The 16129-nt window shown below is 40.4% G+C and carries 15 protein-coding genes; 12 read left to right on the top strand and 3 right to left on the bottom strand.

Annotation, left to right across the window (positions count from 1 at the left end):
• Nucleotides 1-14 precede the first annotated feature (14 nt).
• A complete protein-coding gene (locus tag VYM24_RS19835; protein WP_330940736.1) occupies nt 15-1976 on the top strand; it encodes a portal protein in 1962 nt (653 codons plus the stop codon).
• Here the strand turns inward: VYM24_RS19835 and VYM24_RS19830 are convergent.
• From VYM24_RS19830 to VYM24_RS19825, 3 genes are read right to left on the bottom strand one after another with little or no spacing between them, the layout of a single operon-like run.
• Nucleotides 1973-3979: a terminase large subunit gene (locus VYM24_RS19830; RefSeq protein ID WP_330940735.1), complete on the bottom strand. Its 2007-nt coding sequence runs from the start codon at nt 3977-3979 to the stop codon at nt 1973-1975. The two genes, VYM24_RS19835 and VYM24_RS19830, sit on opposite strands and share 4 nt — an antisense overlap.
• The gene (locus VYM24_RS25435) at nt 3966-4448 is read right to left on the bottom strand and encodes a rhomboid family intramembrane serine protease (RefSeq protein WP_060408193.1); all 483 of its coding nucleotides are present in this window, start codon (nt 4446-4448) and stop codon (nt 3966-3968) included. Before VYM24_RS25435 ends, VYM24_RS19830 begins: the two co-directional genes overlap by 14 nt.
• 1 nt (nt 4449) lies before the next feature.
• Nucleotides 4450-4842, bottom strand: a complete 393-nt coding sequence (locus VYM24_RS19825; protein ID WP_044267308.1) for a hypothetical protein — start codon at nt 4840-4842, stop codon at nt 4450-4452.
• 147 nt (nt 4843-4989) lie between these two features.
• On the opposite strand from VYM24_RS19825, the gene VYM24_RS19820 reads away from it, so the two are divergent.
• The 11 genes from VYM24_RS19820 (at nt 4990) to VYM24_RS19770 (ending at nt 16120) form a co-directional block, all read left to right on the top strand.
• Nucleotides 4990-5754 carry a hypothetical protein gene (locus tag VYM24_RS19820; protein ID WP_330940734.1) on the top strand — a complete coding sequence of 255 codons (765 nt, stop codon included), beginning with the start codon at nt 4990-4992 and terminating at the stop codon, nt 5752-5754.
• Between the two features lie 27 nt (nt 5755-5781).
• On the top strand, nt 5782-7389 hold the full coding sequence (locus VYM24_RS19815) for an SU10 major capsid protein (RefSeq protein WP_330940733.1): 1608 nt from the start codon (nt 5782-5784) through the stop codon (nt 7387-7389).
• A 52-nt stretch (nt 7390-7441) separates the two neighbouring features.
• Complete coding sequence (locus tag VYM24_RS19810; protein ID WP_131797158.1) at nt 7442-7945, top strand: hypothetical protein; 504 nt, start codon at nt 7442-7444, stop codon at nt 7943-7945.
• Nucleotides 7945-8580: a hypothetical protein gene (locus tag VYM24_RS19805; RefSeq protein ID WP_330940732.1), complete on the top strand. Its 636-nt coding sequence runs from the start codon at nt 7945-7947 to the stop codon at nt 8578-8580. Before VYM24_RS19810 ends, VYM24_RS19805 begins: the two co-directional genes overlap by 1 nt.
• A gap of 1 nt (nt 8581) precedes the next feature.
• The gene (locus tag VYM24_RS19800) at nt 8582-9268 is read left to right on the top strand and encodes a hypothetical protein (RefSeq protein WP_330940731.1); all 687 of its coding nucleotides are present in this window, start codon (nt 8582-8584) and stop codon (nt 9266-9268) included.
• A gap of 18 nt (nt 9269-9286) precedes the next feature.
• A complete protein-coding gene (locus tag VYM24_RS19795; RefSeq protein WP_330940730.1) occupies nt 9287-12211 on the top strand; it encodes an InlB B-repeat-containing protein in 2925 nt (974 codons plus the stop codon).
• 9 nt (nt 12212-12220) lie between these two features.
• Complete coding sequence (locus VYM24_RS19790; protein ID WP_330940729.1) at nt 12221-14191, top strand: hypothetical protein; 1971 nt, start codon at nt 12221-12223, stop codon at nt 14189-14191.
• Nucleotides 14192-14306: 115 nt separating this feature from the next.
• A complete protein-coding gene (locus VYM24_RS19785; RefSeq protein WP_330940728.1) occupies nt 14307-14678 on the top strand; it encodes a hypothetical protein in 372 nt (123 codons plus the stop codon).
• A 17-nt stretch (nt 14679-14695) separates the two neighbouring features.
• Complete coding sequence (locus tag VYM24_RS19780; protein WP_330940727.1) at nt 14696-15094, top strand: D-Ala-D-Ala carboxypeptidase family metallohydrolase; 399 nt, start codon at nt 14696-14698, stop codon at nt 15092-15094.
• Nucleotides 15091-15663: a hypothetical protein gene (locus VYM24_RS19775; protein ID WP_330940726.1), complete on the top strand. Its 573-nt coding sequence runs from the start codon at nt 15091-15093 to the stop codon at nt 15661-15663. Before VYM24_RS19780 ends, VYM24_RS19775 begins: the two co-directional genes overlap by 4 nt.
• A 28-nt stretch (nt 15664-15691) precedes the next feature.
• On the top strand, nt 15692-16120 hold the full coding sequence (locus tag VYM24_RS19770) for a hypothetical protein (protein ID WP_330940725.1): 429 nt from the start codon (nt 15692-15694) through the stop codon (nt 16118-16120).
• Nucleotides 16121-16129 lie beyond the last annotated feature (9 nt).

The following is a 16129-nucleotide window of genomic DNA, read 5'->3' as shown; positions in this document are numbered from 1 at the left end:
AAAAATGTGTTGCTATGAATAAGTTTTTGAATAGAAATGTAAAGCCAGTACGTAAGAAAGATGCTTCTCGTGAACAGAGACGTAACGAGAAGCATCTGGATATTCTGGATGAATTCAGTAAATATTGGGCTTCACTGGATGAGGCTCGTCAAAAGATGCGCCGTAGTGTGATGTACGCTTATGAGGACCAGTGGGGAGATTATATTAAAGACCCGGAAACGGATTTGATGATAAGAGAAGCAGACTTAATCAAAAAGAATGGTAAGGTTCCATTGAAAAACAATATGATTAGTCCCATTCTTAAAAATATTGACGGGCAGTTTCGTAATAATGTAACTCAGTCTATCTGTACGGTCCGGGATCAGAAAGAGGCCAAAATCGGAGAGATGATGAGTATTGCGGTTGAATATGTCCATGATCTTAATGAAATTCGGGAGTTGGACTCTGATAGTCTCAGATTAATGTTATGCGGTGGCTATGTGGGCCAGCGTGTGGAATATGGCTGGAACCCGGCTAAACGGATGAATGATGTTTGGGTTTATGGCTGTAATCCAGCGCGTATGTTTTTCAATACGAATATTGAGGATGTCCGTACCTGGGACTTGAATTGTATCGGTGAAGTGTATGATATGCCACTCGATAAGGTTGTTTCCCTATTTGCTAAAAGCCGGGCTGATAAAGAGTGGATTGAGAACATATATCGTGTGAGCGACACATATCTTACTTATGATGGTTTGCAGGGGAGGGAAACGAAAGATTTAGATTTCTACACCCCATCTCGTCCTGATTTGTGCCGGGTTATCTTTGGGTGGAGGTTGGAGAGCCGGGAGGCATACTTCTGTCATGATACACTGAAAGGTACATTCTACTATATAGGATTGAACGAAAAGAAGGAAATTGATTGGGAGAATCAACAGCGAACGAATGAGGCACTTGCTCATGGTGTTTTGCCGGAGGACATATTGTTGATCGAATATGAGTATGGCAATGAACAGTATTGGTATTACCGGTACATGTCCCCTTGGGGAGACATTCTTCAAGAAGGCCGGAGCCCTTATTGGCATGGTTCGCATAACTATGCTTTCCATGTGTACCCGATGATACAGGGAAAGGTCTTCAATTATGTAGAGGATTTCATAGACCAGCAACGTGCTATCAACCGAACAATGACATTGATTGATTTCATTCGTAGTTCGTCTTCCAAAGGTGTATTGATTGTTGATGAATCGGCTTTTGAAAGTATGACTCGCGAAGAAATAATCGACGAATATGTGCGGTATAATGGAGTTCTGTTCTGTAACCTGAAAAACGGTCAGAATCTTAGTAATGTCGTTCAGCAATATAATGGCCAGGCGGCTGTTGCCGGTGATTATGAGCTATTGAATTTGCAGTTGAAGCTCATCAATGATATTTCCGGCGTGAATAGTGCGATGCAAGGTAAACAACCTAGTGCTGGTACAGCTGCCAGTCTGTATGCGCAACAAGTTCAGAACTCTTCATTGAATTTGAAAGGAATGTTTGAGTCATTCAACTCATTCCGTAAAAGAAGGGATTATATGGTTATGCAAACTATCCAGCAATATTATACTTCAGCCAGACACATTGACTTGTCTGGGAGAGATTATTCGGAAGAAGCAAAGTACTATGATCCGGATAAAGTTCAGAATGCACAGATTGACCTGAAAATCACTGAAGGTACTAATACCCCGTCATTTCAGATGTTACAGAATGACTTCTTGATGCAACTCTTTGAAAAAAATGCAATTGATGTCAAGATTTTGTTAGAAAATTGCTCTTATCCGTTTGCTACAAAGATACTCGAAGCTATTAAACGAAACGAGCAGGCTTTGATGAATCAGCAGGCAATGGGGGGCATTCCGCAAGATGTAATGCCAGGTAATAACAATCTTATGCAGAAAGTGAATAATGACCAATTCGCCACTCCAGAAGATGGTATCGTGAAAACTGCTGCTTAAATTGAAGCTTCGCTGACAATCTTTGTTTTTTTAGACTTCCTAAACTCCCGCATAATTCGCGGGAGTTGCCATTTATAGCAAACATATACAAGGATGGCTGTCGCCATCAGGTAGTCGTCATGACAGCCTTCAGCGGCACCCATCTCCTTGCCATTTTCCTTTAGTTCATACGTATCCATCTCGAACGTGGTTGGCTTACTTCTCTCAATATATAGAAAGTCACGCATTGCGGATTTAAGGAAGTTGATAATAGTAGGCTTAGTTTTGGGATTGGTGTGGAAACCATATTTAACCGGTAGTCCTTGTTTAATTTGTTCTGGTGATGTACGCGAATAAAGGTTGTCGTAATATTCCACCACTTCATCCAATACATAATCGAAGTTGTCACCTTCTGTTCCTTCTGTTTCAAGTGTGTTACTTTCAATAACAAGTACAGCATTTCCGTATGCAGCCGCTATCTGTACGGCTTTCCATATTAATAAATCGTGTTCGATATGCCCATGCCATTCGGCGACAATTTCCGGTAGTCCGCCTTCTTCAAGCATTGGGAGCCGGTCAGCTACTTTAATACATGAGAAATCTGCTGCTGATGATGTACCGCCAATGTCGACACTAACCACGTATCGGTCATAGTACTTCTCTGTATAGTCGGGAAGAGCCCATACCCACAGGATGTTATTTAGGTCCTTTGTAGGTTCTATGTGCTCAAAACGAATATTAGATAGTGCATTCTTACCCTTAATATCGTTTGCTACAAATTCTCCATAAAAACAGGGTGGGAGAGTGGTTGTCCGAACTTGTTCGACGTATTTTTGTGGGAATATTCTCCGGCCCGTGCTTTGGAATGCTTCAGCGGCCGTAGACGGATATTCAGAACACATGCGCCATTTATCTTTAAATTCCAGCGATTTATCTCTGTACCAAGCAATAGCTTCTAAAGTTGCACCAAGCTCAAACAGCCAGTATTCATATTCGGTCATGGTGGCAATAAACGCGTTGTATGTTTTGGGATCGATACGTTTTGAATATATATCAATCATGAACCAGGGAATGAATACCGGAGTGAAATTATTACGTCCTTCGACTGCATCCAACCATGTACGATGAAAATAGTTGCCTACTCCTTTGGCGGTGGATTCCAAAACCTTGATAGTATAGGGTCCGCTGAGTATAGAACCGAATATGGATTGTACAAGGTCTTCCGGTTTCTTTCCCTTAGTTTCTTTCCATAAACCGACTTCTGTCAAGTGGGCCATTGATATATCTTCTGAACGAAGACTTTCCGGTTTCTCAGCAGAACCTATAGAATATCGGCTATTCGTTGTATTGATGGAACGCGTCTTCTGTGAGCCTTGATAAGGATTCGTTTTTAGGCGAATACCGCCCGTTGCCCATGCAGGCATATTGTCGACTGCTTTTTGAAGCATACCAGATACATTCCGGGCTGCGGATTCAATGTGTCCACAGATAGCAGAGTTCCAATTGGAACGGTGTATAAGTTGTATCCACAACATATAAAGTTGGGTAAGAGTGGAACCGCCCCATTGACGGGCTTTACACAGAATAATGTCAATAGGGACACCAGCTATGCGAAGCTTTTCCAGTTCTTTTAAATAGTATCTTTGTGCTCGGTTAAGTAAGAATGCTATGTCTTTTCCTTTTCCTTTCGCCGATATCTGAATACATGAATAGGCCCAGTATTCAAAGTCATAATTTATTCGTTCCTGGCAAAAAGATGTCCAAAGTTCATTCCTTATTTTATCCGATACACCCTGTTTGAGGACGAACTTGATATACCCATTAAATCCAATCTCAATGAGCTTTTTCACAAAACCGGTTTCTGCAAATTGTTCCGGAAGATACATTTCTTCAATGGGACAGTCTTTTATATAGACCTTTTTCCGGGGAATAGATGTTGATCCTTCGCCGGTTATCGGATTATATGGACTTCGTATTATCGCAAGTCGTTCTCTGTTCTTCTGTATTATTTCATTTACGGTCATATATAAACCTCCTGGATAAGAGGCTTATCGCAAATGATATTAGAAAGCTATATACGTGGATAAGCGTATTTATATGTGGAGCGAATAAGCCCGTGGTTAGAAATGAGAATGCGAGTAGAAGAATGACTTTCGGCATATAATGTCTTTCTATTCCGGCAGTAATGATGCCCACCATAGATAAAACTATTGCAGAGGCTCCGACTGTCGGTTCCTGATAGGTTGCAAAGATTGCTGAGAGAATAGAAGTTATAGTTAATATTGGTATAATTATATATAGGTTGAAGTCCCTGAGCCTTTTCCAGTAAAACAAGAATAATGCAGAATTAATACTTAGATGGAAAAAATTAGTGTGGACAAAGCTATAAGTAATATAGTTCCACCATTCGCACCCATTATATATACCTAATTGCGTAGTGTCGCAATAAAAGCCAATGGAGTATATGAATACAAGGAAAATGATAAATATCATCTTATCTATTCTTTATTGATTTATAAATGATGCCTCTCATTGTATCTATTGCCACGTAGTAAGAAGGCGCTGGCTGTTCTATGATATATTTTAATACGCAATAGCCTGGTGCTTTCATTTCTTGTTTGTACTTTAGAAATCTGGCGTATAAGTCTTTATACATACACAATTTATTTTCATTGGAAACTTTGATAGGTTTTCCACGATGCATAAGTGATATAACCCTACGTGCATTATCATAGGTTATGAAAAAACGAGGTGCCTCTTTCTTCATAACTTCCTGAATAATTTCTTCGGTTGAAATATAAGGCATACTTTTTCGTAAGCTTTTCAATGCATCAAAGTATGCTTCTCTTATAGAATTATCTCTTATCTCTCTGAATATATCATCCATTATAATAATGTTTTATGCAAATATAATTAAAGTAATACTTTAAAAGTTGCGATTTTACTAAAAACGCAGCTTTTAGTTGTAAAAACGCAGGTCATGTTTCCCTTTTTAGTGCTTTTTTTGTGCATCAAACAATTTAAGAATTTGCTTATGGAAGATATTAAAGAAAAGAAGGATGAAACGGTGGTTGACAAAACGGAATCAGTTCCGGTCACCGAACAGGTTCAAACTCCAACAAAACGGGATCAGTTAAGGTCACTTCTTACAGACGAAATTCCCGGTTATAATGCAGATGATGATGAGTCTTCGGCTGAAATGTTGATGGGATATATCAACGGAAATAAGGAACAACGCAACAAACTTGCCGAAGCTTTGCAAGAAGATCCTCGTTTGGCCCAGATGCTTGCCGATATTGTAAACAAGAAACGCGGTGCCGGTAATGCAATGGCTCGCTATTTTGGAAAGGATCTGCTAACTGCTGAAGAAGGTACTCCGGAATATGATGATATTCTGGTAGCCGAAGAAGAACGAAAGCAGGAAATGGAGGCGATGGAGGCCAGCAAGAAGGAATATAATGATAACCTTGAAAAGAACATGCCTATTGTAGAGGGATGGTGCCAGGAGAAAGGTTATGATATAGAGGAGTTTCTTGATAAGGTTTGGACGAATGTTATTTCTCCGATCATGTCGGGAAGTTATTCCCGTGAAATATGCGACTTCTTGGACAAAGGTTTGAATTACGACAAGGACACTCAAGATGCTTTGGCCGCTGGTGTAGTGAAAGGCCGTAACGAAAACATCAATAAAATGAAAGAAGAACGTGGGGATGGGTTACCTAAAGGGATAACGAGTGTTCTGGGAAATCCTAATATGCGAAAAAGAAGCTCTATCGTTGAGGCTGCTTTAAATGCTTGATTATTAACTGTTATAAATTTTAAAAAGATGAAAGTATTTAGTTTTTTGAAAAGAGAGAAATGGACGGTTCTTTCCGTCCTGTTGACGCTTATTTGCGTCTTTGTTGGTGGCGGTGTACTTATGGCTGATGCTACTGTAATTACACCGGGTTCCACACCATCTCCGGGAAATGCAGGCGAACCTACTCAATTACCAGGTAGCCCTACAACTGTTTCCGGAGTATCAGATGCTACTGGAGGTGTTGGTGGAGGCAATCTTATCCAACCGGATATTGATGACGATATTTTCCTGATTGGTACGGATGAAACCGTCTTGGATGGTATCATGCGTAAAGCCAAGAAGAAAGTTCGCGTTACAGGGTTTGAAGTGGACCACTTTGTTATCGATGAACAGAAATCTTCTGTGTTCACTACTGAAGATTATACTTCTGCTGGTGACCAGCAAGCTCCTATCAGTGTCCCTTCGGATGATCGTGGATTATTCCAAGAAAATGGTACGGTGTTGGTGAAAGGAGTCAACGGATATACCGAAGATGGAAAAACGGAAATCAAGGGAGTGGATCTTATGCTGTTTATTACCGGAAAAGATTCGAGTGGTAAACCTATTGTTATGGCAATTAACGGCCCGAAGACGAATGAAGGGGATGCTTATTGCAAACTTCCTTCAATTCCAAAGGGTACAGAAATCGTTATTTTGACGAATGCATGTGCCGAAACTCAGAAGGAAGTTGCTCCTGATGTTGTATTCCCGACCCCTAAACGAGTATACCTACAGAAGACTATCATGAATGAGGTGGTTTCTGACTATTTTGATGCTCAAAAGAAACGTATTCCTTTTAACGAAGCTCAAATCGCTGAGGCTATGATTAAGCAACACCGCAGAAAGAATAATCGTTCTTTATGGGTGAGCCATAAGGGCAAATTGATGGTTGATCGTGGCAAAATGGGGCGTCAGTTGGTATATACTACCGAAGGTATTCGTTGGCAATTTAAGCGTGAGTATGAACACATCGGTCCGTGGACATTTGCTGATATTATTGCTTTGGCAAAATTGAAGTTCACAGGTCAGAACTGTTCTAAGGAAGCATGGTGGCTTATGGGACGTGATTTGCTGGAACAAATTCAGAATATTGATTTTACCAAGCATAAGGATATCACAATGACTTCCGATCAGCAATGGGGATTCTCATGTACGAAACTTCACACCGTGTTTGGAGATTTCTATTTGAAACATGAACCGACTTTGGATTATCTGGGGTATTCTTGTAGTGGTGGTATTCTTGATATGTCCGGTATCGTTCGCTATTATATCAAGAACGAAGAAACCAGTTCTGAAAAGATTGAGGGTGAAGAGGCTAAGAGAAAAGCTATCATCTCTATCAACGCTTTGGCGTTGAAAGGCTATTCTCATATCTGGGTCAATGGTGAGGATATTGATGGTGATAATATTCCCGGTGCTTCTGCTATCACTAATTGGAGTAACGCCACTGACGCACCTGAAAATCCGAAGTTGAATGATGTCATTTATTTAACTGTTGCTTGTGCCGGTATTACCGCTTCAAAGGCTGGTGATATTTATCAGTATAATGGTACTTCTTGGGAGAAATATTCGGGTGTAATTTACGCTCAAAACTGATTCTGTGACAATCTAAGGGCGGAGTATTGCTCCGTCCTATAATTTTTATGATATGAAGATTTATAAGAAAAAATACGCAATTTATGGAATGATAGAACAAAGTTGTGTCTTTCCTATGGGTACAGGGCATATCCGTGTTGATTTCCGTCATGGGTCTTTAACGACTGCTGGTATTGTCCCTGCTACATTCACAACCCCAAATCCGGTAATTCAGCAAGCAATTGAAAATTCTCCTAAATTTAAAGCAGGGGTTATCAAAGAGGTAGAATCTGTTTTGATTCGAGATACGGGTACATTGCAAGTTCAAAGAGGAGGAACTCAGAAGTCTGGTAAGCTTGTTGTGGAAAGTATAGGGCAAAATACTACTTCTGGTGTATCAGAATCTGGTGAAACAAGTGAAGGTGCTGGGGTGTATCCAGATGTGAAGAATTCGCAGCAAGCGAAAGATATCTTAATGGGTGAACCTTATAATGTTCCTCTTGGTGATCTTGGAAATAAAACTGCAATACAGGCTAAAGCAGCTGCAATTGGTGTTTCATTCCCTAACTGGAAATAATGATGACTGAACAGGAAATCATAAGTAAAGTCAAAGCAATACTCAATGAAATAGGAGAGGAAGAGACTCTTTCTCTCCTATCCGAAGATACGGTCAAAATAGAAGAGTATATAAAAGCGGTTATACCAGATGCTGTAAGTTTGGTACAAATGAATTCTCCTGTTAGATGTGTCAATAAGAAAAATGGTGTTTCTTCTGATGTTACCGTGACCTCGGATAGTGAGGGGAAATGTCTTATACCTGTTCCTGATGATTTTGTTTCATTGATTGCGATCAAACTTTCTAATTGGAAGAGAACTTGTATTGTGGCTTTTGATTTAAACTCAGAGGAATATAAACAGCAATGCAATTCTTATACAAGAGCTGGGAGTTACAAACCTGTGTGCATAATGGGATATAATAATTCTGGTAATAGAGTACTAATGCTATACTCTGCAAAGTCTGATTCTAAATTAGAAATGTTCGTGTATGAAGCGAAATATACCTCTGGTACAGACTTAGATATTGATCAGAATGAACCTGTATCGCAAGCTATCTGCTATATGGCTGCTAGTTTAGTGTATTCCATTTTTGAGAATAAAGTAACATCTCAAGAGATGAGGAACATTGCAGTCAGTCTTATTCCACAAAAGTAATATGTATCATATAGATGAAGAAAATAGCGACGTTATTTTTGAGGTAAATGGTAATAAGGTTGCCTTGAAAATAGTTTCTTCTCCCGGAGAAGGTGGGGGAGGATCATCTATCTATTTGATAAAAGTAGGGGATACTACAATTCCTACGAATAAAAACACATATTCAGCCTTAAGAATACTGGTTGAGATTGCAAATAACAATGAGATCTTAAAAGATATATTCCTCCGTAAGGACAAAATCGATAGCACTAACTATTTATTAGGACTATTGGGTGGTGCCGTCGTTGAAAATGGTTTGATCGTGCGCCTTCCGAAACAAAACACCCCGGCCTCTTTAATGTCTTGTTTGCTTGAAGAGGATGAAGATACGCTTATCGAAGAGGATGAGGACGCTTTGATGGAGATTGCTCCGGTGGAAGCAACGGATTTATCATTTGGTGGTCTTAGTAATGTCAACTCCTCTGTAGACAGTGCTCCGGTTGGCTCACTTTCCGTTAAGGGAAAAAATGAGTGGAGTTATGCCGCTCCGACATTATATGCTGGAGTTATTGATGCGGATAATATGTTAGTTCCCGTCTATGATAGAAGAATCCAGCAGATGGTGTTTATCCCTATCTCAGCTATTCGTGGCGGTGTTACTCCACCTACAACGGGATTTCCTTATACATTCTCTTTCGCATTAGGTTAATATAAAAAATAAGATGATATGGCAAATTTGAATATACCTATAAAAAATACCGGTGATACATTGTCAGCGGATGAGTTTAATCAGGTGGTTTCCGCTGTTAACAGCAAAGTGGACGCTGTATCAGGCAAAGGGCTGTCAACGAATGACTATACAACTCAAGACAAGCAAAATCTGTCTCAGCTCTTGACGCGTGTTGATAATCTTGAAAACTCCGCAGGCGGGTCAGGTGGGATACTTATATCTGACGTGGAAAGCAAAGTTGGTTCTTACAGATTTGGAGTTACTGAACATGATATATATGCTTGTTCAGTGTCACTGATAGTTCCTCCTACCTCTGTTGGAGAAGAAAAGGAATATATTGTAAGTGACTCACCGCTGGGAAATAATATGTATTTGACAGCGAAAAACATAACCGTGAAAGATTCTGCCGGTAAGTTCTATCCGGGAGCGATTGAAGTCAAACAGATGTATGTGACGGAAGACTTTGAGACAAAGTTATCCGTGATATGCAAATCTGCAATACCGGCCGGTTCAACCTTGATGCTGACCCTCGAATATCTTAAACTTGCAGGAGAGATTATCGAATTTAGTATTGTTCTTCCTTCTGGTGTTAGTGCGGATTCTGTGAACTTGAGTTTTGCACCTCTTAAATATGACAAGCATTTTGCATTTACCTATACGGCCGATGACTCTGTAGAGGGAGCTTATGCACGAATTTGGCGTCGTATCAATCAAAAATGGATTGATGACAGCGAGTTTTTCCATCTTGGCAACACACCGACAACCGGTTATACACCAGAATATCCGTTGGTGTATACTGATGGCTGCGGCAATGATCGCCGTTTCGGTTTTAGCGTTGCATTATGGCCAACTTTGGGAAACGAATATAATCCTAACGGTCTTATAGGAGATGGGACAAATAAAAATAGCATATATATAACTTGGCCTGAACTTGACTTAATGAAAGACTGGGGTGTTTCTATGCTTTACCACAATGTTGATGAGCGTATATATGACAAGACTAATCCGGCAGATATTGTAAAAGGGTTTAAAGCCGATTATGATAAGGTTTTGGATAAACTGAATCGTCGAATGAAAGTAATGGGACTCCCTGACGGTAATACCGCTTATGTTACTGCGGCGGATGAGTCTCCATTGGTTGACTTCTACCGTAGCTCATTACATCATCTGGAAAAGATATATCTGAAATCAACTGGTTCATTATACAAAAAAAGGACTTACGGCGGAACCAATTCTTCCGTTAATGATGTAAAGCTGGAAGAACTGGCTGAACAACATACAAGCGATAACCCCTACTGGGTGGGTATAACGACACACCGCGTAGACCTTTCCCGAATAGAGTTATTAGAAACTATCTATTCACTATACGGGAAAGGTGGTGACGATAGCCTTTGGGTTGCTTCCTGGGATGAGATATACGAGTATATACAGATGCGGTTAAACTCAGTCATTAAGAAGATAGTAAGCAATAATACTGTCACATGGAAGATATTGGTTCCATTTTCTAAGAACTATTATTTTAAGGACTTGTCATTCCTTGTATCCGGAATAACCTCTGTGGATGCATTAACGGTTTCCGACAAGATATTCGGATATAGCTATGCGGCTCATGGTTCAGGAATGCTTGTAAATGTGAATTTCAACGAGTTGCTCCTGGAATGTGCCGAGAAGTATACGGTTAAATTTGAAAGTACATTGTCAGAGGAAGATAAAACGGATGCCTACTATTTCGTGAATCAGTTGAAGGATACTTTGAAGGCTCCATTTGCTGCAAGATTATCAGTTAATGAGGCCGCTCCGGTGCTCAATTCGATATCAATCAATGATGGCGTAACGGTGACTTACAACCAATTGGTTTCTATAACTCTCAATATGCCTGGCGGACTTACTCATTATAAAGTTGGTGAGACTGCCGACTTATCCGGTGCAAGCTGGATTGTCGGCACATCGAAAATTTTTTCTTATCAACTTTCATCCGGTTATGCATCCAAGACTGTATACGTGCAGGTTAAAAACAGTTTTGGCGAGTCTGAAATCAAGTCTTCATCTATCTTATATTCCGAACGTCCGGCCGTATCTTATACAGTAACGGGAAAGGCGAATAACACTACATACGGTACTGTGACGCCTGCCGTTCAAGATGTTGCCGAGGGAGGACAGGCAAGCGTTAACGCGCAGGCTAATGATGGCTATGTTATCGGTAGTTGGAGTGGCGCGGATACGAGTACCGGTGTAGGGACTAATACCGGGACAGCGACCGTTAATAATGTGCAGAGTAATAAAACAATAACTTGCAACTTCCAGAAAGAAGGCGGCAGCGGTACTGCTGGAAAGACTATCGTTTCATTCGCTCAACTTGGCAATAATATATCTTATGATACGGTCAATGGCGAGATCATAAATAATATGTCGATTGTTCAAGGAGCAAGTTATACGACTAATCTGTTGAAGGATACTTCCGGAAATGAGGTGGGTAATTATTTAAAGGCCAAGAATGATTATCCCGGTGAATACGGTGTGGATATATCTACGATAAATACCGGTGTTCGCCAGCCGACAGTAGACGATAGCGGGCCGTATCCGGCAAAATATATCGGTCGATATAATTGTGGCGACAGGGTGGCTTCCGGTATTAAGGCGATGTTGAGATTCCAAGCATTTACCGCGGGAACATATAAAGTCAGAATATTACCCTCTTGTAGCACGGCTATTCAAGAAGACCAGTTCTCATCAATATTTTATTCTGCAAATAATGTTGAGACCAATATATCATTTAGTCCACTGAATAACATGACTCAATTTGTCGAGATTGACAATGTAACAGTTGGTAGCGATGGGCTATTGGATGTATATCTCTGGAATACCTTGGGCGTGAATTATGTGCCAGGAGTAAATCTGATTGAAATAATAAAATTATCGTAATAGATTAAAATGGCAATATTAAGCACTGCGAAAGTTGTTGGTATGCTTGCTTCCGCCAAGAAGACGGGCAGGCAGGTGATGAATGCGGCCGGTGAATGGGTGGCAGAAGCGGTAGAAGACTTCATGTCCGGGTTTGTAGGTTACGGGTGGAAAATCTGGGAGTATGTAAAGGGCAAATGGATGCTTGAAATTGATTCCATCCGGGTGCGTGAACAGTTTATCGTGTTCGAGATGCTGGTAAGCAAGATGCGGGCGATAATCGGTTCTCTGGGTATATCTCAGGCATGTGGTAAGATCGCTACTGTTACTCTCTCCGAAGACGGCACTGAATACCTCGTCACCTTGGAGGATGAGACCATGAGCTTTGTCGCTCATGACTTCATGCGATGTCAGACTTACTCCGGAACTAAACAAACATTCTACCATGTTGAGATTGCGTCCGTTGTGGATGATGTAATTCATGTTTTGGTGTCAGAATTCGATAAGGATGAAGAGGGCAATGTGAACAATCCTCCAGAGGTTGGGAACGATATCGTACAGTTTGGTAATTCGGTAGACAAAAACCGACAGTCGGCTATCTATATCCACGCTGATGAGAGTGGCCAGCCTGCTATTGATATCATGTTCGACATTGATAGTAAGGACTGGACTGGTAAAGTTAAAACCCGTCTTGGCGGTGATATTCCCGGTGGAGATGGTGCTCGTGGATTTTACTGCGAAAACGGCATGATTAAGGGTACGGATTCCAGCGGACATACGGTTTATTGTATTCATCCTGACGGATCAGCTGAATTTGGTGACGGTTCCGCTCAATTCAACCGTGACAAGTCGGGTTATCTTGCAGGGGGTGCCATATCGTGGCGATGGGATGCAGACAAGAAAAAGTATGTGTGCACGATGGGAGATGTGATCCTTGGCTGGGATAATCTTTCCCCTGAAGTCAAGGAAAACCTGAAAGGTGCAGACGGAAAGGATGCGGTTCTATTGCAGATTGAATTCTATATGAACAATATCCGGATTAATGATATCCCGTGTGACATACATAGTGTTCCTGTTTCTGGAAATGCTATTACAGCTAGGTTGTATCGTATTAGTGGAAGTACTAAGGAAGATTATGCTCCTGACAGATGGCGTGTGTCTTATTTAAAGGAAGGTGTTGAAGTACTTTCCAGTCAACCTTTAGAATCGCTTAACTTTATAAATATATCCCTCGACATATCATCGGCATATGACAGTATTGCGGTGAAGACCTATGAAAAGTCAATTCCTGATTATGTGTTGCTCACTGAGGGTTCAATCTCCAAAGTTATGTCAAATGTACCTGATTGGCTTGTAGGATGGGATACCAATAAAGTGCAGATAGGCAGCGAGTATATGATATCTCCGAAGCTGTTTACGGGGAAGAATGCCGGAACAGCCGAGGAACCGATTTTGACCGGCATAGTCCAGGGGGATAAGTGCATTACAATTGATGGAGTTGAACGATCCGGTATCTTCGCTTTGGTGGATAATGAAGTCATTTTTGAGCTTGATCCTGAAAACAGGAAGTATAAATTCAATGGTGAGGTAAATGCGACAAGTGGAGTCTTCAAGAATATAAAGTCCCCCAATGATTCTTTTAGAATTAAAGAAAATGGAGAAATAGAGATAGTAGGTAAGATTTCCACTTCCTCGAATGGTACTCGTATAGAAATAGACCCGATTACTAATAGTCTCAAAATGTACACTCAAGACGGTATAGAAGTTGGGAGCTTGAGCTTTTTTGAAAGCGAATGGAATGGTATTGTTAATTATCTTCCACGACTTAGGCTGCGTAGATATGTAGATAATGTGTTATATAATGAAACTTCAATAGACAGTGGAACAATCTTTTGTTCTCAAAAAGTAGGTTCTGATGATTATTCCTGTTATTTGATTCCTTCTAACGGTTTGACATTTTACAAGAATAACGAGCAGACCAAGCATTATTCAAAATCGTAATAAATTAAAATCCCGTCCTACCATCACTGGCCGGGCGGGATAACGACAAAATACTAAGACCTTAACGGTCTTATGCGATAACAAAGGTAGTATTAATTCTGAAAATGTCAAGTATATGGGCTTAAACGAATGGTTGGCTATAGTCGGAACATTAGGTGGGTTCGAAGCTATACGATGGGTTATAACTTTCTGGGTAAATCGAAAAACGAATGCCCGGAAAGAAGATGCTTCCGCTGATGCGGCCGAGATACAGAATCTTTTGAATGTAATTTCTAACTTATCCGGACAACTTGATAAGTCCGATGTAAGAATGACCTCAAGAGACGGGAAAGTAGATTTCCTGTATTCTGAGAACAATAAACTAAAGGCTGAAAAGCTGGAACTTATAAAGAAGAATTATGAGTTGGAATTGCGTCTTAAAGAAGCCGAGCTAAAGAAATGTGATGTTCGTGGATGTGCCAATCGGCAGCCACCAAGTGATTATTAATAAAAGGAGGAAAAGAAATGAAGTACTTTACAATCGCTGAACTCTGTAAATCAGATACAGCCGATCAATTAGGTATTGATAACCGGTGTAAGAAGGAACATGTAGTCAATATGACTGCATTAGTAGATAACGTACTGGACCCATTACGGGAGGCATACAGTAAGCCAATCACTGTGAACAGTGGTTTCCGTTGCCCGGCACTCAATAAAGCCGTGAAAGGTTCAGCTACGAGCGACCACATGACTGGACGGGCGGCAGATATAACCGGAGGGAGCCCGGCTGAGAATAAGAAGTTGTTCTGTCTGATTCAAGAACTAGGCCTTCCCTTCGATCAATTGATTGATGAGAAACATTTCTCATGGGTACACGTGAGCTATCGGAAGGGGGCAAACCGTAAACAGGTGCTTACATTATGAGACTAACTAAAGATCAGAAACATGAATTCCTCGGATTGCTAGTCTGGGGAATTATTGGACTTGCTATAATGTCTGCTATGATGTCGCTATATTCGTGTGGAAGTCATAAGTTTGCCATGAAGCAAGAGATATCTACCCAAAAAGTAGATAGTATCAGGCAGATTAGAGATTTTGGCTTTACTTCTATGCAAGATATATCCAGCTTCTTACATAGTACTACTAGTCGGAAAATGAATTGGCGATTGTATGATACCACTAAACCTATTAATCCGGATACAGGTAAGCATCCGTTGCTGGCTGAGGGGAATACAGAAGAAAACAATAAGATTAAACAGGATACAAATGTATCAGCTGCAGACAGTGTAATGTTGAAGTCTGATAGTTCATCGTCTTCTCAAAGCCAGGAAAATGTAAGGCAGGAACAGGAGAAACAGAAAGATGAAACGACATTACCCAAGCAAATAAGTAATATGATTTGGGCCTTAATTACTTTAGTTGTTATAAGTGGCGTTGGATGGGCTATTTATAAATTAAAGAAGCACGGAAATAGTTGTAAAATAACAACTTGAATAATTCTCATCATCATATATTTGTGATATGAATATAGAAGTAACTTTAAATAAAGCTGAAATAATGCCGGAAGTATACAAAATAACTGGATACACTGGTGCTAAGAGTAAGGATGTTGAGCAAATATCTTCCTCAGAAGATGATGAAAATCTCCTGAATAGTTACTTTGGGGAAGCTGTTAGCAGTGTTGCTGATATTGTCTCCAGATACGGGTATTTATCAGAAGAAACTAATGAGTTTTCAGCTTTTTGCTTTGTGCTTCCGTCCAGTTGGAAGCAGACTGTGAAGATGGCATTAGAGAAGTCATTGAAACAATACGTTTCAAATTACATTTGTATGCAATGGTTCAACCTGACATCGAAAGAAGAGGTAACCTATTACGGAACGATATGTGATGAACAAGCTATCGCAATCAAAAAGTATCTTTTAGAACGAGAAAGACCAAAACGCAATTAATAATTAAAT

It is taken from the genome of Bacteroides sp. MSB163 (assembly GCF_036416795.1).
Lineage (GTDB): Bacteria > Bacteroidota > Bacteroidia > Bacteroidales > Bacteroidaceae > Bacteroides > Bacteroides maternus.
This window is presented reverse-complemented; position numbering and strand designations above follow the sequence as displayed.